The organism is Actinocrinis sp. (assembly GCF_035946395.1).
Taxonomy (GTDB): Bacteria; Actinomycetota; Actinomycetes; order Streptomycetales; family Catenulisporaceae; genus Actinocrinis.
Window position 1 is genome coordinate 1 of record NZ_DASYZI010000157.1, and the last position, 22,914, is coordinate 22,914.

At 69.6% G+C, this 22,914-nt stretch carries 19 protein-coding genes and 1 tRNA gene; 7 read left to right on the forward strand and 13 right to left on the reverse strand.

What is annotated here, in order from left to right:
* A partial coding sequence (gene orn, locus VGS97_RS09980) for an oligoribonuclease (protein ID WP_349262070.1) occupies positions 1 to 538 on the reverse strand: 538 nt, incomplete at its 3' end.
* A gap of 260 nt (positions 539 to 798) precedes the next feature.
* Complete coding sequence (locus VGS97_RS09985) at positions 799 to 1,869, reverse strand: helix-turn-helix domain-containing protein (RefSeq protein WP_349262071.1); 1,071 nt, start codon at positions 1,867 to 1,869, stop codon at positions 799 to 801.
* 329 nt (positions 1,870 to 2,198) lie between these two features.
* On the opposite strand from VGS97_RS09985, the gene VGS97_RS09990 reads away from it, so the two are divergent.
* Positions 2,199 to 2,432, forward strand: a complete 234-nt coding sequence (locus VGS97_RS09990) for a DUF2630 family protein (protein WP_326853046.1) — start codon at positions 2,199 to 2,201, stop codon at positions 2,430 to 2,432.
* On the opposite strand, the gene VGS97_RS09995 is transcribed toward VGS97_RS09990, so the two are convergent.
* The 3 genes from VGS97_RS09995 to VGS97_RS10005 form a co-directional block, all read right to left on the reverse strand.
* Positions 2,365 to 3,237 carry a hypothetical protein gene (locus tag VGS97_RS09995; protein WP_326853047.1) on the reverse strand — a complete coding sequence of 291 codons (873 nt, stop codon included), beginning with the start codon at positions 3,235 to 3,237 and terminating at the stop codon, positions 2,365 to 2,367. The genes VGS97_RS09990 and VGS97_RS09995 overlap by 68 nt on opposite strands.
* A 162-nt stretch (positions 3,238 to 3,399) precedes the next feature.
* Positions 3,400 to 4,566, reverse strand: coding sequence for a phosphotransferase family protein (locus VGS97_RS10000; RefSeq protein ID WP_326853048.1), 1,167 nt, complete (start codon positions 4,564 to 4,566; stop codon positions 3,400 to 3,402).
* A 167-nt stretch (positions 4,567 to 4,733) separates the two neighbouring features.
* Entirely contained in the window at positions 4,734 to 5,051 is a 318-nt protein-coding gene (locus VGS97_RS10005; RefSeq protein ID WP_326853049.1) for a hypothetical protein, read from the reverse strand.
* Positions 5,052 to 5,217: 166 nt separating this feature from the next.
* On the opposite strand from VGS97_RS10005, the gene VGS97_RS10010 reads away from it, so the two are divergent.
* On the forward strand, positions 5,218 to 6,114 hold the full coding sequence (locus tag VGS97_RS10010) for a hypothetical protein (protein WP_326853050.1): 897 nt from the start codon (positions 5,218 to 5,220) through the stop codon (positions 6,112 to 6,114).
* Between the two features lie 225 nt (positions 6,115 to 6,339).
* A complete protein-coding gene (locus VGS97_RS10015) occupies positions 6,340 to 7,674 on the forward strand; it encodes a glycoside hydrolase family 18 protein (RefSeq protein WP_326853051.1) in 1,335 nt (444 codons plus the stop codon).
* Between the two features lie 98 nt (positions 7,675 to 7,772).
* On the opposite strand, the gene VGS97_RS10020 is transcribed toward VGS97_RS10015, so the two are convergent.
* The 5 genes from VGS97_RS10020 to VGS97_RS10040 all read right to left on the reverse strand — a co-directional run bounded on the left by VGS97_RS10020 (position 7,773) and on the right by VGS97_RS10040 (position 13,583).
* Positions 7,773 to 8,966: a L,D-transpeptidase gene (locus tag VGS97_RS10020; protein WP_326853052.1), complete on the reverse strand. Its 1,194-nt coding sequence runs from the start codon at positions 8,964 to 8,966 to the stop codon at positions 7,773 to 7,775.
* A gap of 161 nt (positions 8,967 to 9,127) precedes the next feature.
* Entirely contained in the window at positions 9,128 to 11,032 is a 1,905-nt protein-coding gene (locus tag VGS97_RS10025) for a copper resistance CopC/CopD family protein (protein WP_326853053.1), read from the reverse strand.
* A 68-nt stretch (positions 11,033 to 11,100) separates the two neighbouring features.
* Positions 11,101 to 11,853: a YcnI family protein gene (locus tag VGS97_RS10030; protein ID WP_326853054.1), complete on the reverse strand. Its 753-nt coding sequence runs from the start codon at positions 11,851 to 11,853 to the stop codon at positions 11,101 to 11,103.
* Positions 11,854 to 11,926: 73 nt separating this feature from the next.
* Positions 11,927 to 12,568 carry a hypothetical protein gene (locus VGS97_RS10035; RefSeq protein ID WP_326853055.1) on the reverse strand — a complete coding sequence of 214 codons (642 nt, stop codon included), beginning with the start codon at positions 12,566 to 12,568 and terminating at the stop codon, positions 11,927 to 11,929.
* 46 nt (positions 12,569 to 12,614) lie between these two features.
* Positions 12,615 to 13,583: a cytochrome c oxidase assembly protein gene (locus VGS97_RS10040; protein ID WP_414641678.1), complete on the reverse strand. Its 969-nt coding sequence runs from the start codon at positions 13,581 to 13,583 to the stop codon at positions 12,615 to 12,617.
* Positions 13,584 to 14,103: 520 nt separating this feature from the next.
* On the opposite strand from VGS97_RS10040, the gene VGS97_RS10045 reads away from it, so the two are divergent.
* Positions 14,104 to 16,059 carry a glycosyl hydrolase family 18 protein gene (locus tag VGS97_RS10045; RefSeq protein WP_414641679.1) on the forward strand — a complete coding sequence of 652 codons (1,956 nt, stop codon included), beginning with the start codon at positions 14,104 to 14,106 and terminating at the stop codon, positions 16,057 to 16,059.
* Positions 16,060 to 16,227: 168 nt separating this feature from the next.
* Here the strand turns inward: VGS97_RS10045 and VGS97_RS10050 are convergent, their stop codons facing one another.
* The 3 genes from VGS97_RS10050 to VGS97_RS10060 all read right to left on the reverse strand — a co-directional run bounded on the left by VGS97_RS10050 (position 16,228) and on the right by VGS97_RS10060 (position 17,683).
* Positions 16,228 to 17,109, reverse strand: a complete 882-nt coding sequence (locus VGS97_RS10050) for a hypothetical protein (RefSeq protein WP_326853059.1) — start codon at positions 17,107 to 17,109, stop codon at positions 16,228 to 16,230.
* Between the two features lie 175 nt (positions 17,110 to 17,284).
* Positions 17,285 to 17,357, reverse strand: a tRNA-Arg gene (locus tag VGS97_RS10055).
* A 35-nt stretch (positions 17,358 to 17,392) separates the two neighbouring features.
* Positions 17,393 to 17,683 (reverse strand): hypothetical protein, encoded by a 291-nt coding sequence (locus VGS97_RS10060; RefSeq protein ID WP_326853060.1) that lies wholly within the window; start codon positions 17,681 to 17,683, stop codon positions 17,393 to 17,395.
* A 45-nt stretch (positions 17,684 to 17,728) separates the two neighbouring features.
* On the opposite strand from VGS97_RS10060, the gene VGS97_RS10065 reads away from it, so the two are divergent.
* The 3 genes from VGS97_RS10065 to ettA are packed head-to-tail and all read left to right on the forward strand — an operon-like array spanning position 17,729 to position 22,800.
* Entirely contained in the window at positions 17,729 to 19,390 is a 1,662-nt protein-coding gene (locus VGS97_RS10065; protein WP_326853062.1) for a GTPase domain-containing protein, read from the forward strand.
* A complete protein-coding gene (locus tag VGS97_RS10070) occupies positions 19,387 to 21,093 on the forward strand; it encodes a GTPase (protein ID WP_326853063.1) in 1,707 nt (568 codons plus the stop codon). The genes VGS97_RS10065 and VGS97_RS10070 overlap by 4 nt, the downstream gene beginning before the upstream one ends.
* A 42-nt stretch (positions 21,094 to 21,135) precedes the next feature.
* Positions 21,136 to 22,800, forward strand: coding sequence for an energy-dependent translational throttle protein EttA (gene ettA, locus VGS97_RS10075; RefSeq protein WP_326853064.1), 1,665 nt, complete (start codon positions 21,136 to 21,138; stop codon positions 22,798 to 22,800).
* Positions 22,801 to 22,914 lie beyond the last annotated feature (114 nt).

The following is a 22,914-nucleotide window of genomic DNA, read 5'->3' on the forward strand; positions in this document are numbered from 1 at the left end:
GTGGGACGAAGATCGTGGCGCGGTAGTAGCGCAGTTCCTCGATGGAGTCCTTGATGTCGCCGAGGGCGCGGTGGTTGCCGGTCTTGGGCGGCGCCTGGAAGTAGACCCGGGGGTACCAGCGGCGGACCAGTTCCTTGATGCTGGAGACGTCCACCACGCGGTAGTGCAGGTGCCCCTCAAGGTCTGGCATGTCGCGGGCCAGGAAGCCGCGATCGGTGCCGATCGTGTTGCCGGCCAGCGGGGCCTTGCGGGCCTCGGGGACGTGGCGGCGGACGTATTTGAGGACTCTTTGCTGCGCGTCGGCCAGTTCCATTCCGCTGGGCAGTTCGGCGAGGAGGCCGGACGCGGTGTGCATCTCGCGGACGATGGGGAGCATCTGCTCGACGGCCCGGGCCGGGGGCTTGATCACCACGTCGACGCCTTCGCCGAGGATGTTCAGCTCGGAGTCGGTGACGAGCGCGGCCACCTCGATGAGTGCGTCGCGGGTCAGGTCGAGGCCGGTCATCTCGCAGTCGATCCACACCAGCCGGTCGTTGATGCCGTTCATGCCGTTCAGCGTATAGGCCGTTGGAGGTACGCACGTCTAGACCGGGGACCTAACCGCTGAATGTCGCTGAATGTCGGTGAACACGGCTGGAGATCAGTGCCGCTGGAGACGGCTGGAGGTTGAGGTTGAGGTTGCTGGAGACGGCTGGACTTGCCCAGGGCTGGGGCTTGTGCTGACTTTGCCCGAGGCCTGGCTGGGGCTTGTGTGCCGTGTGTGCGCTGCTGCGCGCCTATGTGCCTACGCGGGTGCGCCTATGCACCGTCCACTGCTGTGAAGCTGACCTGGGGCTCGTCACTTTCCGTCATCGTGCCGCGAAACGTCTGGCGGTACGCGGTCGGGGACGTCGACAGGTGCCGCCGGAAGTGGCCGCGCATCGCGACTAGGGAGCCGAAGCCGCTACGTAGGGCGACCTGGTCCATCGGCAAGTCGGTGGATTCGAGCATGCGCTGCGCGTACATGACGCGTTGGGCGTTGAGCCACTGGAGTGGTGCCGAACCGGTCGTGGAGCGGAAGCGGCGGTCGAACGAGCGCCGTGAGAGGGACGCACGTTCGGCCATCGCGTCCACGTCGAACGGCTCGGTGAGGTGGTCGAGTGCCCAGGCCATCGCCTCGGCTATCGGGTCGCCGACGAGCTCCTCGGGCAGTTCCGCGTCGAAGTACGGCGCCTGGCCGCCACGTCTGCCGATGGGGAAGACGAGCCGGCGCGCGAGGCTGGCGGCGGACTGCGGGCCGTGGTCGCGACGCACGATGTGCAGGCACGCGTCGAACCCGGCGGCGGCACCGGCCCCGGTGATGAGCTGGCCGGTGTCCACGCACAGCTCACGCGGCTGGACCCGGATCCGGGGATGGCGGCGGGAGAGCGTCGGCGCGTACATCCAGTGCGTCGTCGCAGAACGGTCGTCCAGCAGGCCCGCGGCGGCCAGGACGAACACGCCGAGGTCGAGGCCGACCACCCGGGCGCCCTCCTTGGCCGCGCGGCGCAGGGTCGCCAGAGCGGGCTCCGGCGGGCGTTCCGCGGGTGCGCGCCAGGCCGGGACGATGATCGTGCCGGCCGCGTCGGCGGCGGCCAGGCCGTACGGCGTGGCCATCAGGATGCCGCCGGTGGTCGGCAGCGGCCCGGCCTCGCCCATGCAGGCGAGCAGGCGGTAGTACGGCAGTCCCTGGCCGCGCCGGTCCACGCCGAAGACGGTGAGCGGGATGGAGCTCTCGAACAGCGGGGAGTTCTGGAAGAGGATCACCGCCACGGTGCCCCGGTCGCGGCTCTGGGCGAGGCGCGGCGCCAGGGCGGGCACGGCGCCGCCGAGCGTGGGTGCGGGGATCATCGGGTGCGGCGCGGCGGCCGACAGTGGACCGCCGGGGGCGGGGCTCTGGACGGCGCCCGCCGTACGCGGTCTCGGGACGGCTGGCTCGGGGGTCACGGCGGTCACATCTCCTCGGTCCTGCTGCGCCGAACAATCAGCATTCGTATATATAGAACGACCCGCCCCGCTGTCGACTCGCGCGGGGGGCGCGATGGAGCGCGTGAGCGTGATGGGATGTCAGATGTGACCGGTATCACAGTTTGAGGAGCGTACTCGTGCGGTTCCGGCCGGACTGTGGTGTCCTGGAAGTCGACGAATGCCGTCGGCCGTGAAGCGGAGAGGACAACGCCATGGAAACGGAGCGGGAGATCCAGGCGCGGATCGCCGAGGTGGAGGCGGAGCAGCATCGGCTGCGCATCCGGTCGGTGGAGATCCATGGCCTCGACGCGGAGGAGCGGGCCCGGCTCAAGGCGCTTGAAGTGGAGCTTGACCGGCTGTGGGACCAGATCCGCAGGTTCAGGGCCGGGGCCCAGGACGCGGAGGAGTTGCGTCCGGTGCGAGAGGTCGAGGGGTATTTGCAGTAGGTGGAGGAGTGGCGGGACGGGCAGTAGGCGGAGGAGTGGGTCGGGTGGTGGGCGCAGGGGTAGGCGTGGGGGTGGGGCCGTTGGTGGGGGCTGAGGTCGACCCAGGGGCGGGCATGGGGGCGGGTCGGGTGGGTGTGTGTGTGCGTGTGCGTGTGCGTGGCAGGGTGCGTTCGCTGAGTAGGTAGGCGGCGGCGCCTAGGGCTAGGGCGACCAGATGCTCGCGTCCGGCGAGGTTCGGTAGTGCGACGGCCTCACCTGCCATCGCTGCGCCCGTGACCGCGAGTAGGACGTAGGCGCGACAGATGAGGGCGACGTAGACGCTCAGCGCGACGACGACTGTGGACGGCCCGGTGTCGAGCTCGTATTGATCAACCTGCGGGGTGCCTATGGCCCAGTGCAGGCCGACGATGACCATGATCCGTGCGGAGACGGTGGTCAGACCGTTGACGCAGATCGCGGTGACGAGCGTGCGTAGCCGTCCGAGATGGATCTCGCCGAATCCGAAGACGAGCAGAACCTGGAGCATTGCGCCCCACGCGGGCAGGTCGGGCGCGGGGGCGAACATCGACAGTGGCAGGCGCAGCAGGATCAGCGGCAGTGGGAGCGCCTGGTAGACCCCGGCGGCGTGCTCGACGAGCCACCAGCCGGTCACGGTGTGCTGGATGAGGGCGAACAGCCCGATCAGCGCGGTGCAGCTCAAGGTCACCGGGAAGGCTCGGGGTCCGTCGGCGCGCAGGGCCCGCCACGGCGGTCCGAGGACGGCGGCGGCCTCCAGCCTCAGCCTGGCGACGGCGACCTGGGGCATGGCAGGCGTTTACCCGAGCGGTGCGGTGCTGAATCGGAAATGAGGAGGTCACGGGGATGTAATGCGTGTTGTGGGGGGTCGTGGAGTGTCTTGGGGGGTTTATGGGGACGTCGTGGGGGACGTCAGTGGGGGATGTCGGGTGTGCGTTGGATGGCAAGCTCGTCAGATCTCGTCGCGTAGCGCGGCCAGGCCGGACTCGACCAGGTCGGGCACCCAGCTTCCGGCGTGTTCGAGTCCCGGGGCGACCGGTAGGCCGTGCAGCGTGCGGTAGTGCAGCGCCTCCAGCAGCCCGGCGATGCGGTAGTGGTTCAGCGCGGTGTACCAACCGATCCGGGAGAGGTCGAAGCCGGTCTTGAGGGCGTACCGCTCCGCCATTTGCCGGATGCTCGGGAATCCGCGGCTGCTCGTGTGCGCCGAGGCGATCGGCTTGACTCCGGTCCCTGAGCCCTCCCAGAAGGTGAGCAGCAGGCCGAGGTCGACGAGCGGGTCGCCGAGGGCCGCCGCTTCCCAGTCGAGGACCGCGGCGATGCGGCCCGGCGACGTCGCGGAGACCACGACGTTCTCCAGCCGGAAGTCGCCGTGCAGGACCATCACGCGGTCGCCGCCCGGCACTCCCGCGCGCAGTCCGGCGGCGAGGCGGGCCAGTTTGGGCACCTCGCGGCTGGCCGAGGCGGCGTGCAGCCGGTCCCACCGGTCCACCTGGCGCATGAGGAACTGGTCGGTGCGTGAGAAGTCCGCCAGCCCGGTCGCGCGCACGTCCAGCAGGTGCAGCGCGGCCAGGGTGTCCACCAGGCCGTGGGAGAGGATGCGGGCCTGCGCCGGGCTGAGCGCGGCGGCCTGCTTCTCCGAGCGGAAGACCGTCCCGGCGACCTTCGCGGTGACGAAGAACGGCGCGCCGATCACCGACGTGTCCTGACACAGCAGGAACGGCTCGGCGACGGGCACCCGGCCGGCCCGGCCGTGCGCCTGGAACAGAGCCCTGATCACCTGGTACTCGCGCCGCACGTCGCCGCGGCCGACCCCGGGAGCCGGCGGGGCGAGTGTGGCAGGAATCGGTACCTGATTTCCTGCCCCAACGGGCAGCGGCGGACGGCGCAGTACGAATACCCTGCCATCAGCGTCACAGAGTTCGTAGGTAAGGTTCGAACGGCCGCCGGGCAGCGGCAGCGCGCGCAGCGGGGCACGCACCGAACCGGGCAGCCGCACCCCGAGATAGCGGGTCAACCTGGGCAGATCCAGGCCGCGCACCGACTCGGACCAGGTCTGCCCGCCCGGTTCACCACCCCCGTCACCCTCCGCCGAGCCGCTGTCCGCCGCGCCGCGCGCCACCGACTGTTCCCCTTCCCGACGAAGCTTTTTCGCAACGTAGTGCGGCTGCTGTCGACTGGCTAGTAGCAGGATGGGGGGATCCGTCCGAATCCGGGGGTGCCCGGACTCAGGATGATTCGTTACGGTGGGTTGGTGCGTCCGTCGCGGCGCATGATCCGAATGCACGGCTAACGGCGATGGCTGGGGGTTATGACGGTGCCGAAGCAAACGCGACGGGGACGGTCAGCGGCATCCGTGGTGGGGGTGGTGGCAACGGGGACGGTGGCTTTAGGCGCCTTACTCGTCGTGCCCGCGAGCCCCGGTGCGGCGGATGCGGTGTGCACAGGGTCGGGAACGCCGACGGACTCGGCCAGCCCGACGAACCCGAGTGCGACCGCGACCGACTCGTCGAGTGTGAGCCCGTCGGACTCGTCGAGTCCGTCACCGAGTGGCAGCACGACGACGCCGGACCCCTCCGCGTCACCCGGCGGTGGCGTGCCGCCCACTCCCTCCTGCCCGCCCAGCGGCTCGCCGAGTCAGAGCTCGACATCGGGATCGGGGACCGTGGTTCCGAGCCCGCGACCGAGCCGGCCCGGGGCCACGGTGCCGTTCGGTACCTCGGCCCCGCCGACGCAGACCTCTCAATCCCCCAAGCCGCGTCCGACGGCGCCGGTGAGCGTTTCGACGGGCACCGGGGTCTCGGTCATCGGCGTCATTCCATCGGCCAGTTCGGGCACGGACACGTCGGCTTCCGGTGGGTATCAGTACATCGACACGCCGCCTGGGAACACCGACATACGCTTCCCGCACGGCACGATCTCCCGCACGCAGATCCTGTTGCGTACTCAGCGTTGGGTCGCCGAGCAGGTGCCCTACAGTCAGGTCGCGTGGTGGAGCGACGCGGACGGCATATACCGGCAGGACTGCTCGGGTTACGTGTCCATGGCGTGGGGACTGGACCAGGACACCGACTTCTGGACCGGCAATCTGAACACCGTCTCGCACGTGATCGACCCGGGCCAACTGCTGCCGGGCGACATCCTGCTCTCCACCGGTCACACGGTGCTCTTCGCGGGCTGGGCCAACACCACGCACACGCTCTTCGACTTCTACGAGGAGTCGCACACCGGCACCGACGCCCGGTTCGTCGTCGACGCCCCGCTGACCGAGTTCCTCGTCGCCGGATTCACGCCGTTCCGCTACGACGGCGTCATCGACACGCCGAAGGAGCAGCTGCCGCGGAACCCGGCCGTCGGCCTCGACTTCGCCGCGCTGCAACTCGGCAGCAACGAACTGGCGCCCAACGGCAACGCGGTCAGCGAGCCGGCGCCCGCCTCGTGGCAGGCCGGGTACGTCTCGCCGGACGACGTGACCTCGTCCGCGAGCCCCTCCGCCGCGCCGCAGGCGCCTGCGACCAAGGCGGCTGCCGCGGTCGTCGCCGAGATCCAGCCGCCGCTGCCCTTCGTGCTGGGGGCGGCCGGTGCGGTGTTCGTCGTCGGCAGCGCGGTGATCGCGCGTGGCAAGTCCCGGCTGGCCTCGAACGCCCGCCGCCCGCAGCGCCGGCACTGAGCGGGCGTGTGACTTGTGATGCAGGAGTAGCCTCGCGTAACGGGATTGCGGACTCTTGCCCGTGAGCCGGGATTGGACTATACCTGTCGCCAGACATGGTCTAGTCCAATCCCGGCTCACGGTGCCCGGGGTTCTCACCCGGCCGACTCTGCGGAAGAGCCCGGCGGCCGACGCAGGGGCCTGGACGGCCGTGTGTTCTTTCTTTCCAGTCGTTGAGGAGAGCACATGCGCGACAGCACCAACGGCACCACCGCGGACCGAAGGCCGACCGCGGCCCGCCGCCGGCTGGCGGGGATCGCCGCGGCGGGCGCGCTGCTCGCGGCGGCGGCTCCGGCCGCACACGCCGCGAGCTTCACCGCGGACCATCCCGAGGGTCCAGGCGGCGGAAAGGCGGCCATCGGGTTCTTCACCCAGTGGGGCATCTACTCCGGCTTCTTCGAGAAGAACCTGATCGCCGACGGGGCCGCGGCGAAACTCACCGAGATCAACTACGCCTTCTCCAGCGTCTCCCCGGACGGCCAGTGCACGTCCGGCGACAGCTGGGCCGACTACCAGCGCCCGTTCGCCGCCTCCGAGGCGGTCGACGGCGTCGCCGACGCGCCGGGACAGGCGCTGGCCGGGAACTTCAACCAGCTCAAGGAGCTCAAGGCCGCCTATCCGAAACTCAAGATCGTGATCTCGATCGGCGGCTGGAGCTGGTCGAGCCAATTCTCCGCGCTGGCCTCGACCGAGGCGGGACGGCAGAAGTTCGTGCAGTCCTGCGTGGACCAGTACATCAACGGCAACATCCCCGGCCTGCCCGCGGGCGCGGCCAAGGGGATCTTCGACGGCATCGACCTCGACTGGGAGTACCCGAACGAGCCGGGCAACAACAACCCGTACGGCCCGCAGGACACCCCAGACTTCACCGCGCTGGCCCAGGACTTCCGCGGCGCGCTGAACGCCGCGGGCGAATCGAGCGACACGCACTACCTGCTGACCGCCGACACCTCGCCGAACCAGTACGCGGCCGCGCAGCAACTCCAGCTCGCGCCGGTGGCCAAGAGCCTGGACTGGTACAACGTGATGACCCTGGACTTCCACGGCGGCTGGGACGCCAAGACCGACTTCGGCGCGAACCTGCTGCCCGACCCGAACGACCCGCAGCCGGCCAACGGCAAGTTCTCGATCACGCAGACCGTGGCCTACTACGAGTCGCACGGCGTTCCCGCGCGCAAGATCGCGCTTGAGCTGCCGTACTACGCGCACGCCTGGACCGGAGTCGCGGCGACCAACAACGGGCTCTACCAGAGCGCGACCGGCGCCGCCTCGACCGACCAGGCCGGCTACAAGACGGTGATCACCGAGCCCGGGGCTGTGCACTACGACCCCGTCACCGCGTCGATCTGGAAGTACGACCCGGCGTCGCAGACCTTCTGGACGTACGACAACCCCTCGACGGTCTTCGCCAAGGGCCTCTACATCGACATCGCCGGTCTGCGCGGCGCATCGGTGTGGTCGCTCGACGGTGACGACGCAAACGGTTCGCTGACTTCTGCCCTCACGGCCGCGCTGCGCTAGAGGTAGACGTGAGTACTTGGGCCCGGTGAGATGTTCCGCCGGGCCCAAGTCATGTCCGGGTCGTGTGCTTCATCGCTGTTGTCAGTGAACTGAATTTATCAGTGCACTGCGGAACCGGTGAGCCACTGGTCCCACGGCTCCTGCCAGTCCGCGAAACCGTTGCCGGGCGCCACCTGGCGGGGCGTGTTGATCACCTTCACCACGTCACCGGGCAGTGTGTTGGAGAAGAACCACTCAGCGTTCGCCGGCGACGTCCCGATGCAGCCGTGGCTGACGTTACGCACGCCTTGCGCGCCTACCGACCAGGGCGCCGAGTGGACGTATGTGCCCGTATACGTGATGTGTACGTCCCACTTGACGTCGGGGATGTCGTACTCGTCGCCGAGGCCCACCGTGCGCGAGTTCATGTGCACGTCCGGCGACTTGTCGATGACCGCGTACGTGCCGCTCCACGTGTCCAGGCCCGGCATGCCGCCCGTGACGGCGAAGGTATGCACAACGTTGCCGTCACGCCGGACCGTGGCACGTTCGGCCTTCAGGTCGATCGTCGTCTCCTGATCCCGGCCGACCGTGAAGCCGAAGTCCCGGTCTGCGGTGCCGTAGCGGCCGTGGCCGTCGCCCAGACCGTCGAGCGCCAGGTCGACGCTGACCTTCGTGCCGGGCTTCCAGTAGCTCTGCGGCCGGTAATCCACCCGGCTGGCTGAAAGCCAGCTCCAGTGCCCGGCCTGCGGCGGGATCGCGCTGACGCTGAGCGCCTGCTCCATCGCCGCGCGGCCGGCGTCGGCTATCGGCCGGGTGAAGGACACCACGACCGGCTGTCCGACGCCGACGACCGAGCCGTCCGTCGGCGCGACCAAGTCGAGCTTCAGCGGGTTGTCCGGGCGGCTCGTCGTGAACGTCTCGTGCTGGATGCCGGTACCGCCTGCATCGGTCGTGGTTACCGCGCTCAGGGCGTACGACACTCCGGCGCGCAGCGGCCCGGAGGCGGTCCAGGTGCGGCGGTCGTCACTGAAGACGCCTTGTACGGCCTCGGTTTTGTAGGTCAGTTCGACCATGCCGATCTGTTCGCCCGGCGGCGCCGCGACGGTGAGAACGCCGTCCGGCGTGACGTCGGTGGCGCCGTCCCGGACCGAGACCGCGGCGGGAGCGGCCGCCTGGGCCGCCGGCTGTGTGATCGCGGCGGCCGAGCCGCCGCCGAGCCCGAAGCCGTCGTGTCCGCGGCTGCTGGCGTAGCCGAACCAGCCCGCCGCGGCGACGGCAGTCCCGGCGATCCCGAGGACCGCCGGGAACATCCACCGCTTCCTCGTCCTGTCCACATCGAAATGCTTACTCACGTGCTCATACGGTTACCCGTTTTGCTCCGCCGAACGAGTGGCGGCCGGTCGGCTCCCATCAGATCACGGAGTTACTGCGTCACGGAGCTACTGGGTCACAGAGTTACTGGGTCATGGGCTCATGGAGTCACCAAAAAGGGCACTCGGATGGTGGTCTCGTCGAAGTCGTCGCTGCGGATCGTGATTGCCACCTGCCACTGTCCGGCGAAGGTCAGCGGCGTCGGCGTGTCGACGTAGTGGCCCGGGCCGTCGACGCTTACCTTCGAGTTGATCGGTCCGATGTTGCGCGCTGGCAGCGAATACGACACCGCCACCTGCACCGGGCTGTACGGCTCGCCCTTGGTGTTCTCGATCAGCAGGTGCGACTGGTTCGGCCCGATCTTGCCCGGCTCGACCACCACCAGCACGGTGCCCGCCGCCGTTCCGGTGTTGAACAGGAGCGACACGTCGGTGGAACCGGGTTCCGTCGCGAGACCGTTCGCGCCGCGTCCGGGCACCGAATCGACGACGATCGCCGTCGCGGCCAGCACGATGAGCACGATGGCCGTCTCGGCGGCGACCGAACGGCGTAGTTGGCTCAGCGTCTCGCGGACGCGTGCGTTTCCGTTCGCGTTGTGCGGCCGCGGCTGACCGCCGACGCGTGCGGTACGCCGTCCGGGCTTGTTAAGGCCCGGGCCGTGTCCAGAGCGCCCGGACGTAGTGTTCGGCGATGCTGTGCTCAATGACGCGGTGGCCGAGGCGGGGGAGATCGCAGCGTGTGCCTTTTCCACGTCGTCGTCCGCGTCTACGTCAGTGGTCTCCGTTGTCGGCGCGAGAGCCGATGTGGTGAGTCCGGAGGCGATCCGCAGTCGCGCGTAGTAGCCCAGGCCGATCAGCACGAGGAGGCCCGAGATCTTGACCAGCACGAGGCGGCCGTAGGTCTCGTCGAACAGCACATGCAGCGAGCCGACGTCGCGCCAGGCCTGGTATGTGCCGGTGCCGATCATCACGAGGACGCAGGTCAACGCGACCGTGGAGAAGCGCTTGACGGCGGCCGCCGCCTGCTTCGGTTTCTCCGGGTCGCGCAGCACCAGCAGCGTCAGCACGGCGAGGCCGCCGAGCCAGACCGCCATCGCGGTCAGGTGCAGTATGTCCGAGACGACGGAGATCGGGACCTGGATACCGGTCGAGGCGTGCCCTGTCGCCGCCCACGTTGCGGCGGCGCCCAGGGTGCCCAACAGCACCAGCGCCGCGCTGCGCATCCGCTGGCCGAGCGTCTGGGTGGCCAGCCGCTGCACGCCGATCGTCACTGCGGGCGCGGCGAGCGCCAGGATCAGCAGCCTGACCTCGATCGTGGAGCCGAAGCGGGTGGCCGTGGTCACCTGGATCACCGAGGGATCGAAGATCCGCGAGACCGGCAGTCCGCTCGAATAGACGCCCTGGAGCAGCAGCTGGAGCACGCTTGAGGCGACGAGCGTGACCCAGCCGATCACGATGAGCCGGAACGTCCCGCGCGCCGTGGCGCCCTTCGGCCAGCACAGCGCGAGGAACATGATCGTCCCGGCCAGCAGTGCGAAGGACAGGTACGCCGCCCAGCGCGCGGCGCCGTAGACCACGCCCACGGCGGTGCTCGACCTGGTCTCGACCGCCGTGGCGTTGACCGTCGTGCGGCTCGGCGCCCCGACGGAGAAGGTGAACGCGCCGGACACCGGATGGGAGTCGGCCGAGACCACGTGCCAGGCCACGGTGTAGGTGCCGTTGCCCAGCCCGGAGCGCAGCGAGACGGTGATGATGTCGTCCTGCGCACCGTGCGTGGTCGTGCCGTTGTCCACCCGCGTGCCGTCCGGGCTGAAGACCCGCAGGCTGTCCGCGCTCACCCCGACCGACTCGTCGAACTGCGCGGCGATGACGGCAGGCTGCACCGCCAGGACGGAACCGTCGGAGGGATCGGTGCGTTCGAGCGAGGCGTGCGCGGACGCGGGGCCCGCTACGGCGAGCACCAGCGCCATCGCCGCGCCGAGGGCCGCGAGCAGGCTCCGGAACATCGGCCGCCGCGGTATCGGGCGCCAGGGCGCCGGTCTACGGGATATCGGATGCTGTGTCATCGTCCTGCTCACGATCCGGAACGGCGCCTGGAGACGAGGGTGAGGGCGAGCGCGGCCAGGCCGGCCGCCAGGCCGAGCGCGCCGAGCCAGATGCCGACCCTTGCGGAGTCGCTGCCGCCGGTCGAGGATTGCGCCGCGACGGCGCTCGCCGAGGGGTTCGCAGCCGCGGCGTTGTTGTTCGATCCGGAGCCGCCCGAGCTGGAATCGGACGAGTCCGCAGCGGTGAGCGTGAGTACTGGAGCGGGGTGGTCGGGTGCGGGCTGGCCCGGCTGGGTCAGGTCGATCCACCGCACGATATCGCCGTTGGAGTAGGTCTGCACCGCCTTGAAGACGAGCTGGGCGGTGTCCGTGGGCAGCGGGTCGACCGAGATCTGGAAGTCCTGGTACTGGCCGACCGGGATGGTGCCGCCGGTCCAGTCGATCTCGCTGACCGCGGTGGTGAAGGTGCCGTCGTCGGTCTTGAGCGGGGTGGCCAGCGTGGTGGTCTTCACGGTCACCGTCCAGCCAGGCAGCTGCCGGGGCAGCACCTGCGCGATCGGGTGGTCGGTCGGGATCTGGAGCTGGACCTCGGTGGTCGTCGCCTTCGACTCCTCGTTGGGGACCTTGAAGGCCAGCTCGCCGGTGCTGCCTTTCGGCAGCGAGGTCGGGCTGACGGTGACGTGTGCAGAGGCGGGCAGCGCCGTTACGGCCACGATGGCGACAGTGGCCACGGTGACCGCAGTGGCCGTCACGGTGGCACGCCGGATTACGTTTTTGCGCACGGGAAAACTCCGTTCCGCGGAGAAAGTAAGGGAAAGTAAGAGAACCTGATCAACTGATCGTTGCGTGTGATCGCTACGCCAGGACAGGCGGTCCGCGGAACGTGACGGACGTGAGTAGGGGAGTGCGCCGGCGCCTGAGACCGTCGCCGAGCGGTCCGTAGGCGGGGCGCGGTATGTCATCGGGTTTGCCGGGACGTGCGAGTGCGTGGAGCGCGGCGATGACGTCCGTGAGCCAGTACAGTGGCGCGGCGGCCAGAGCGGCGACTACGCGGCAGAGTGCGAAGAAGTCACGTTCGCCCTGCCTCAGCCACCAACCGCAAACGACGACTGCCAGAGCGTGCGCGGCGAACATCGCGATTGCCGACTGATGTGTATTCACCGGCGGCATAGACATGTCGGCCATGCTCGGCATGCCGGACATAGTGGGTGGTGATGCGGTGGCCGTGTATGGGGCACCACTTGCTGCGTATACGTACGTGAACAGGTAGTGCAGCCCGACCTGCGCGGTGCCGAGCCCTGCGGTCAGTTCGAGCCCGGACCGTTCGCGTCCGAGCGTCGGCCACGCGGCCAGCCACACTGCCGGCAGGCCCAGCCCGACCTCCGGCCAGGTCGGTTCGCAGCCGTCCGCCAGGCTGTGCAGCACCGCGGCCATGCCGACGCAGATGACTGCGAACAGCGTGGCGCGGATTGCGCGATGCGGCGACGGGTGCGGCACAACAGACATTGTGCCGCTACGGCTGGCTGTCGTGACAGAACTCCCTCTATTGAGTGATCGTCTTACCCGATGTGGGCACGCGGTCGTCGCGCGTGGCCAGGCCGGCCAGATAGGCGTTGTAGTCGGCCAGTTCCAGGTCGCCGTCCCGATCCGCCTTGCGGTCCTTGCGCCGCGCCTCGCGCTCGTCCGACCTGGACCACTGCATGAACAGGATCAGCAGCACGATCAGCGTCGGCAGTTCGCCGAACCCCCAGGCCAGGCCGCCGGCGGTGGACTGGTCCGAGGCCGGGTCCACGCCCCAGGCCGCCGGCGGGTTCGCGAAGGTCGTGGCGATCAGCGAGGAGGACATCATCACCGCGACGCCGAAGAACGCGTGGAACGGCATCGCCGCGAACAGTTCGAGGATCCTGATCACGTACGGCGAGCGGTACGGAGCCGGGTCCACGCCGATGATCGGCCAGAAGAACAGCATGCCGACTTCCATGAACTCCAGCAGCATCAGGTCGTGGCCGACCGTGCTGCGCATCAGGGTGTCGAACAGCGACGTGAAGTAGAGGCCGTAGAGGCTGGTGATGAACAGCGGCAGCGTGAACAGCGGCGAGGAGACGACCCGGGCGAACCGGCTGTGCAGCAGGCTGAGCAGCAGCTCGCGCGGACCGGTGTGGCCGACCGAAGCCGGGTGCAGAGCACGCAGTGCCAGCGTGAGCGGTGCGCCGAGCAGCAGCAAGAGCGGCACGACCATGGACAGCATCATGTGTTGCAGCATGTGCGCGCTGAACAGGTACATGCCGTACTGCGCCAGCCCGGTGCACGTCACCGCGAACAGCAGCGCCAGGCCGACGACGAAGAAGAGCGCGCGCACGACCGGCCAGCCGTCGCCGCGCCTGGCCAGCCGCACCATCCCGGCGCCGTAGAGCACGGCCGCGACCACGATGAGCGTGACGAAGAACGAACTGGGGTGCACGCTCCACATGCGGTTGAAGCCGGGCGGCGGCAGAGTGCCCATACCCGGCATGCCCGGCATCACGGACAGTCCTGGCATCGCCGACAGCTGCGTCACGGCCGCCACCTCCTCCGCGTTTGCCTCAAGCTCGTGTATGCCTCAAGGCAACCCGCCAGTCAGCTTAACGGGAGCAAAACCGCCCAAGGCCGCCGGGGTTCCGGGTGGTCGGGCCGGGTGCCGGAACCGGGCGGCGCAGCTGGCTCAAATTGGTCTAGTCCAATCTCTTGACGGGGCGACAGCCGCGGCGCTACACAGAGATAACGGCGGGGAATTAACCGCTCAACCTCAGCCGCGGGACGGCGCATCCGGCGGTCAACCAGCAAGGTTGTCCACCACACCGCCGTCCGCCGCCGATCAGTGCACGTGCTCGCACGTGCACGGCACGCAGGTGACCGGACGGTCGGGTGTACCGACTCAAGGAGTCCCAGCAGTGCGTCTCTTCTCAGTTCCTGCCCGCGGGGAGCGCCATGCTCCCGGCCGGCGGCGGCGCAGCGCGATCGCGGTCACCGCGTCCGGTGCGATGATCGGGGCGATGGGCCTCGTCGTCACCACGGCCGCCACCGCGCCGACCGCATCCGCGGCGACGTCCGGCGGCATCAAGGTCGCGTACTACGACCAGTGGTCCATCTACCAGAACGCCTTCTACCTGAAGGCCCTGGACACCGAGGGCATCGCCAGCAAGCTGAACTACCTGATCTACGACTTCGAGAACATCGACCCGACCAACCTGACCTGTTTCGAGGCCACCAAGGCCACCGACCCGGACCCGGCCGGCGAGAGCGACCCGAACGCCGGCGACGGCGCCGAGGACCAGTTCGCCGACTACCAGAAGGAGTTCGCCGCGACCGACGCCGTCAACGGGGTCGCGGACGTCTACAACCAGCCGATCGCGGGCAACTTCAACCAGCTCAAGGAGCTGAAGGCGAAGTACCCGAACCTGAAGATCCTGCTCTCGCTCGGCGGCTGGACCTACTCGAAGTACTTCTCCGACGTGGCGGCCAGCAGCGCGTCGCGGCAGAAGTTCGTCTCCTCGTGCATCAGCATGTTCATCAACGGCAACATCCCGGCGGCCGGCGGGTTCGGCGGCAACGGGACAGCCGCGAACATCTTCGACGGCTTCGACATCGACTGGGAGTACCCGGCCTCCAGCGGCGGGCACCTGGGCAACCACTACTCCGCGGCGGACACCGCGAACTACACCCTGCTGCTCCAGGAGTTCCGCAACGAGCTGAACACCGCGGGCACCGCCAACGGCAAGAGCTACGCCCTGTCGGCGGCGCTGCCCTCCGGCCAGGACAAGGTCTCGCTGATCCAGACCAACCAGATCGGCCAGTACCTGACCTTCGGCGACGTCATGACCTATGACATGTACGGCGCCTGGAACGCGACCGGCCCGACCGACGAGCAGGACCCGCTGTACGCGAACCCGAACTCCCCGGAGGGCAAGATCGCGCCCGGGACCGAGACGTACAGCATCGACGGCGCCATGAAGTCGTGGACCACAGGTGACGCCGCGTACGGGATACCCGGCGGCTTCCCGGCGAACAAACTGAACGTCGGCCTGCCGTTCTACTATCGCGGCTGGACCGGCGTACCCGCGGGCTCGAACCACGGCCTGTACCAGACCGCGACCGGTGCGTCGGCGGGTCAGACGCTCTCCGGCAGCGTGCCGGGTGTGGCGATGTACAAGGAGATCGAGGGCATCGTCGCCAACTCGGCCGACACGTACTGGGACACGGTCACCCGATCCGCGTACTTCTATGACGGTACGAACTTCTACGGCGGCGAGGACGCGCAGTCCATCCAGGCCCGCGCCGACTACGTGCACTGCGGCGGTTACGGCGGGTTCATGATGTTCTCGCTCTACGACCTCGACCCGGCCACGACGCTGTTCAACGACGCGGTCAACGACATCAACGGCTCCGCCGGCAGTTGCACCTCGCCGAGCACGAGCGCGTCGGCCTCGGCCAGCCCCTCGCCGTCGCCCAGCCACTCGGCGTCGCCGTCCGCTTCACCGTCGTCGTCCCCGTCCAGCTCGCCCTCGTCGTCGCCCAGCGCGTCGCCGAGCAGCACCGGCGGCACCGGCGGCAACCACGTCGTCAACCCCGGCTTCGAGACCGGCTCGCTCTCGCCGTGGACCTGCACCGGCAACCTCGGCTCGGTGGTCTCCAGCCCCGTGCACAGCGGAAGCCACGCGCTGCTCGGCCAGCCGTCCAACTCGGACGACGCGCAGTGCACGCAGGTGATCAGCGTCAGCCCGAACACCAAGTACACGCTGAGCGCCTGGGTCAACGGTTCGTACGTGTACATCGGCGACACCGGCACGGGTACCAGTGACACGAGCATCTGGACTCCCGGCACCAGCGGAGCGTTCAGCCAGCTGTCCACCACCTTCACCACCGGCGCCTCGACTACCAGCGTGACGATCTACGTCCACGGCTGGTACGCGCAGGGCAACTACTACGCGGACGACTTCTCGGTCGCGTAACGGTGTAAACGGCTTAACCACGTAACGCGCTGACGGGCGATCAGAGCGATTGCCCGTCAGCGCTGCGTATTCGTCAGCACCGTGCATATATAGACATGAAATATAAAGGCATAAGCGTAAAGGCTGAGCGTTTCACGCGTCAGGCGGTCATCGTCTGATCAGACACGGTCAGAAAAGCATGAGCTGATACAGGTCGCCGGTTCCATTGACGGCCACCATCGACGGCGTGGGCTGGACGACCGGCGTCGGCGTCCCCTTGACCGGGGCGTCCAGCCCGCTCATGTCGACCTCGTAGCCCGCCGAACTGTTCGCGGTCGGCGTCGCGTCCACGGAGACTTGCAGCCCCAGCCGGTAGGTGATCCGCACCAGGTTCCCGGTGCCGAGCGCGGCGTAGAGGTCGACCGAGACCTTCGTCGTCCCGGCCGTCTCGATGATCGCCGACCTCTTCAGCTGCGCGGCCGCCGTCGGGATCTGCGCGAGGTCGACCGTGCCGGTGTACTCGACGGTCGTCTTCGAGTCGACCTCGCTCAGGCCGTCCGTGTGGACCTTGTCCAGGGCGCCGAGCGCGGCCCACCAGATCGAGTGCTCCGAATCCGCCGCCTGCGCGGCGGCCAGGTCGCTCTCGAACCACCCGCGGCCCGGGTAGAGCGGCTGCTCCTTGGTCGGGATCGACCAGTACAGCTTGCCGTTCAGCACGATCACGCTCAGCGGGTCCTGCACCGTCGAGCCGCTGCCCAGCACGTTCAGCGTCCCGGTCAGCGACGCGATGGTGGCGAACGGGTCGAACCGGCCGCTCACCTGGCGGCTGGTGACGAGCTTCTGCGCGGCGTCCGCCGAAATGCTGCTTATCGTGAGCGTGCCGGGCTGCGGGTCGTCCAGCCAGGCATGCAGCGCCCTGACCGCCTTGGCCTCTGCCGCCGCGGCCGTGTCCGAGGCCTGCGCCGCCGCCGGCGCGGTGCTCTTCACCCCCGCCGGCGCAGCGTGACACGAGGCCGTCACGCCGCAACCCACCAGCACCGCGACCGCTCCTGCGACCGCCCGCTTGCCCATCCTCTTCCTCTCGCACTGTCCTGAAGCAGGCGCCGGTCCGGTACTCGCTCCCTCCGCGAGCCGGTACCCCGCCGCCGTCCGCTCTGTGCCCGTCCACACCGTGTCCGCTACACAGTGTCCGTCTACACCGTGTCTATCTGCACCGTGTCCAACTACACCGTGCCCGTCCACACAGTGCCCCCAGCAGGACTCGAACCTGCGACCAAGCGCTTAGAAGGCGCCTGCTCTATCCGCTGAGCTATGGGGGCGGCTCCGCGCGCCACCAGGGTAGTAGAAGCCACTGTCACTGCGCCGCCGCAATACCCTTCGGCCGCGCCGCGGCCGGCGCTGCCGAATTCGGCTCTTCGAACTTGGCCGGGGCTTTGTGTGCGGCTGTGGGCTCGTCCGTCGCCGCCGCGCGCCGGCCGGTCTTGCGCCGCGGCCCCGGCCACGTTCGAAGAGCGCCGATTTCGAAGCGCTTGCAATCGCCGCAAAAGGCCCCGCAGCCCCCGTCGCCCTTGATAACGTCGGGATCGGAGAAGCCCGGACCGATCCGCAGCGAATCCGCAACACAGAAGTTATAGAACAAAACCAACCCCGGTGTTCCCTTGTCCCCAGGGGCTGCGGCATGCTCACGGCTGTGACGATCACAGGCCCGGACGCGGACCTGCTAGGCGCCGTGGGCGCGCTCCGCGACAGCGTTGCCGCACCCCGGCTGCCCTTGGCCGCGGACGGTGCCGCCAGCACGCGCAGAATCCAGGCGGATCTGATCAGACGGCTGGACGATTATCTGATACCCAGACTCCGCTGTCCCGACGGTCCGGTGCACATCGTCGTCGGCGGCTCGACCGGCGTCGGCAAGTCCACGCTGGTCAACTCGCTGCTGCGGCAGGAGGTCAGCAAGGCCGGTGTGCTTCGGCCGACGACGCGTTCAGCCGTGCTGTGCGTCAATCCGGCGGACATCGCCGCCGTGACCGGACCGGAACGCCTGCTGCCCGCCTTCCTGCGCGCCCCGGGGCAGACGGAGCGCCCTGACGCGTTCACGCTGGTCCCGCACCCGGCGATCCCCGCCGGCGTCGCGCTGATCGACACCCCCGACGTCAACTCGGTCGTGGCGGCCAACCGGGACGCCGGGGAACGGCTGCTCGGCGCCGCGGACGCGTGGCTGCTGGTCACCACGGCTGAGCGGTACGCCGACGCAGTCCCTTGGCGGCTGCTGCAAGCGGCGCGGGAACGCCGGGTGACCGTCGCGATCGTGCTGAACCGGGTGCCGCCGGAGAGCCTGCGTGAGGTGCGTGAAGCGGGGCAGGCGCTGCTGGCCGTCAACGGACTCGGCGACCTACCGCTGTTCACCGTGCCCGAATCCGTGCTTACCGGCGGACTGCTGCCGGAGTACCTGCTCGACCCGCTGATGACCTGGCTGCGTTTGACCGCGCACGATCCGACGATGCGTCAGGCGACCATCTCGGCGACGGTGAACGGGATGTTCGACGACCTCCCGCGCCGGCTCGGCGCGGTGGCGGACGGTTTGATGGCCCAGGCCGAGGCCGCGGAGCAGCTGCGTGTGCAGGCGGACCTCGCGTATTCGGCCGAGCGCGCGGGACTGCACGACGCGATCGCGCAGGGCGAACTGTTGCGCGGTACGCCGTTGCTTGAGTGGCAGACATTGATCGCGTCCGACCGCGCCGCGGCCCTGTTCACGCCGGGCGACCCGGCGGCGGCGACTGCCCGCCGCCTGCTGCTGGGCGCGGCGGCCGACCAGGTCGCGGCGGCCGCGTCCCGTGCCGCCGACCAGGTCGCCGCGGCCTGGCGGCAGGCGCTGACCGAGGCGGACGAGTCCGAGGCGCAGGTCTCGGCGGGCACCCGGGCCGGCGCCGTGCCGCCCGAGCTGGACGAGTGGGCCGACGGCCTGGTGGACCTGGTCGCCAGGGAGCCACACCACAAGCGCTCCGATGCCCAGTTCTTCGCCGCCGGCCAACATGGACCGGCGGCTTTGCTGACCGCGGTTGTTTTTACCGGCCGGCGCGGCGCGGCACCCAAGCGCCGCCGGGCCCTGCGCGTGTCGCCCGAGCCGGTCCACCCGGCTGCGGCCGCGACGCGCCGGCTGGCCGACGCGGTCTTCGGCGCGGACGAGACCGACCGGCTCGCCGAGCTCGCCGCCGCGTCGCTGGACACCGCGCTGGGCGCGTTGTTCGACCGGCTGGCGTTCCGCCATCACCGCGCCCTGATGGACTTGGGCGTCGAGTCGGGCGCGGGCAAGGCGCTGCTGGAAGCGGGCGAGGCGGTGCAGAGGGCGCGATGAGGGTCATCCGAGCCAATCAGCGGACCATCGGAGTCGGCGCCCGGCTGGACGCGCTGGCCAGGCTGGTCACCACGGCCGAGGACCGGCTGCCGCAGGCCGCCCTGGAGCCAGCGCGGGACGTGCTGCGCCGGGCCGCCGCCCGCTTCGGCATGTCCGCCGAGCACACCGTGGTCATCCTCGGCGGCGCCACCGGCGTCGGCAAGTCCTCGCTGTTCAACGCCCTGGTCGGGATCGGGCTCTCGCCGGTCGCGGTGCGCCGCCCCACCACCACGTCGGCCATCGCCTGCGTCTGGGAGGCCGAGCGGCTGGCCGAGGCCAGGCCGCTGCTCGACCGGCTCGGTGTCGAGGAGCGCCAGCAGCTGACCCGCGACTCGGCGCTGGACCGCTCGGCGGTGCGCGACGCGCTCGCCGGGCTGGTGCTGGTCGACCTGCCCGACCACGACTCGGCGGTGCGCGAGCACCAGGCCGAGGTGGACCAGGCGGTGGGCCTGGCCGACGTGCTGGTCTGGGTCACCGACCCGCAGAAGTACGCGGACGCCTCCTGGCATGACCGCTATCTCAAGGCACTGGCACACCACGCCGACATCATGCTCATCGTGCTCAACCAGACGGACCGGCTGCCGGCCGAGGCCGTGCCCGAGTGCACCGCGGACCTGGTCCGGCTGGTCGAGGCGGACGGCCTGACCGGTGTGCCGGTGGTCCCGGTCTCCGCGCGCACCAAGGAGGGCTTGGACGAGCTGCGGCGGCAGTTGACCGAGCGCGTCTCCGGCCGCCGCGCCGCCGCCGACCGGCTGTCGGCCGACGTCGACCGCGTCGCCGAGCGGCTGGCCCCGCTGCTGGTGGCCGACGGACCGGCCGGGCAGCAGGACGACGACGAGACGCTCGTCCCGGACGAGGCCCGCGCCGAGGTGATGGACGGGCTGCGTGCCGCGGCCGGAGTCTCAAGCCTCGCCGACGTGGTCAGCGAGCGGATCGCGTTGCGCGGGCAGGCCGCCGTGGCCACTCCGTTGCGCGCACTGCGCTTCCTGCGCGAGCTGAACGACAACAGCAGGAGCGTCGGGACCGGCGCACGCCGCGGTGCCGTCACGTCGGCCCGCGCGGCAGCCGACCCGCGTAGCGCCGACGGCGCGTCCAACACCCGGATGCTGCGTGAGCTCGTGCGTGGCGCCACTGATCCGCTGACCGAGGTCCCCGCCCCGGTCCCGCTGGACCGAGCCGCCCTCGACACGGTGCTGAACCGCCTCGCCGACGCGACCACCAAGACCCTGCCGACGGACTGGGCGCGGGCGCTGCGCGACCAGATCGTGGGCACCCGACGGCCGCTGGCCGACCGGATCGACGCGGCGCTGGCCGCCAGTGAGATCGACGCTCGGCCGCTGACCCGGCGCGCGCTGTTCCAGTCCGCGCACGCCGCGCTGCTCACGCTCGCGGCGCTATGGGCCGTGCTCGCCTTCCTGCCCGGGGTCCCGGACGCTGTGGCCGCGGCGTTCGTCGCGGTGTTCCTGCTGGGGTCGGTCGCCTTGGACGTGGCCGCCCGGCGGTCCGCGCGCCGGGGCGCCGTCACGGCGGGCCGGGTGGCGGTCGGCCGTCTTTCGGTGGAACTGGCGGCGGTCGCGCAGGACGAGCTGTTCGGCCCGGTCGGCGACGAACTCGCCCGCTATCGCAGCGCCCTGGCCGACTTCGAGGCGATCCGCGGCCGCTGACGCGCGTCAGAGCCCGCCGCCGTGCCCACTAAGCTTGTAGGCATGGCGGAGTTCATCTACACCCTGCGCAAGGCCCGCAAGGCCCATGGCGACAAGGTCATCCTCGACGACGTGACGCTCTCGTTCCTGCCGGGCGCGAAGATCGGCGTGGTCGGCCCGAACGGCGCGGGCAAGTCGACCGTGCTGAAGATCATGGCGGGCCTGGAGCAGCCGTCCAACGGCGACGCGCAGCTGAGTCCCGGCTACTCCGTCGGCATCCTGCTCCAGGAGCCCGAGCTCGACGAGACCAAGAACGTCCTGGAGAACGTGCAATTGGGCGTGGCCGAGACCCAGGCGCTGATCGACCGGTACAACGAGCTCACCACGCAGATGGAGGTCGAGTACACCGACGCGCTCGGCGAGCAGCTCGGCACGCTCTCGGAGCAGATGGACCACCGCAACGCCTGGGACCTGGACGCACAGCTTGAGCAGGCGATGGACGCGCTGCGCTGCCCGCCCGGCGACGCCGACGTCAAGGTGCTCTCCGGCGGCGAGAAGCGCCGGGTCGCGCTGTGCAGGCTGCTGCTGGAGCAGCCCGACCTGCTGCTGCTGGACGAGCCCACCAACCACCTCGACGCCGAGTCGGTGCAGTGGCTTGAGCAGCACCTGGCGAAGTACCCGGGCACCGTGGTCGCCATCACCCACGACCGGTACTTCCTGGACAACGTCGCGCAGTGGATCCTCGAACTCGACCGCGGCCGCGCCTACCCCTACGAGGGCAACTACTCCACCTACCTGGAGACCAAGGCCTCGCGGATGAAGGTCGAGGGCCAGAAGGACGCCAAGCGGGCCAAGCGGCTCAAGGACGAGCTCGAATGGGTTCGCTCCAACGCCAAGGGCCGCCAGGCCAAGCAGAAGGCGCGCCTGGCCCGCTACGAGGAGATGGCCGCCGAGGCGGAGAAGACCCGCAAGCTCGACTTCGAGGAGATCCAGATCCCGCCGGGCCCGCGCCTCGGCGGCGTGGTCGTCGACGTCGAGAAGCTCAACAAGGGCTTCGGCGAGCGGCTGCTGATCGACGACCTCTCCTTCACCCTGCCGCGCAACGGCATCGTCGGCGTGGTCGGCCCGAACGGCGCGGGCAAGACCACGCTGTTCAAGACGATCGTCGGCATGGAGCAGCCCGACTCCGGCGAGGTCAAGGTCGGCGAGACGGTCAAGATCGCTTACGTGGACCAGAGCCGGGCCGGCATCGACCCGAAGAAGACGCTGTGGGAAGTCGTCTCCGACGGGCTCGACTTCATCCACGTCGGCCAGGTCGAGATGCCGTCGCGGGCGTACGTGTCCGCCTTCGGCTTCAAGGGCCCGGACCAGCAGAAGCCGGCCGGAATCCTGTCCGGCGGCGAGCGCAACCGGCTCAACCTCGCGCTCACCCTCAAGCTCGGCGGCAACCTGCTGCTGCTCGACGAGCCGACCAACGACCTCGACGTCGAGACGCTCTCCTCGCTGGAGAACGCGTTGCTGGACTTCCCGGGCTGCGCCGTCGTGGTCTCGCACGACCGCTGGTTCCTCGACCGGGTGGCCACGCACATCCTGGCCTACGAGGGCGAGTCCAAGTGGTTCTGGTTCGAGGGCAACTTCGAGTCCTACGAGAAGAACAAGGTCGAGCGGCTCGGTCCCGAGGCGGCCCGGCCGCACCGGGTGACGTACCGCAAGCTGACCCGGGGTTAGCCGGGTGACTGAAGCACGAGTGACTGAGACAGACGCAGGCGCGGAGTCGCTCAGCGGTCCGCGGATGACTGACAGCGGGCTCAGGTTCGTATACCTGTGCCCGCTGCGGTGGGC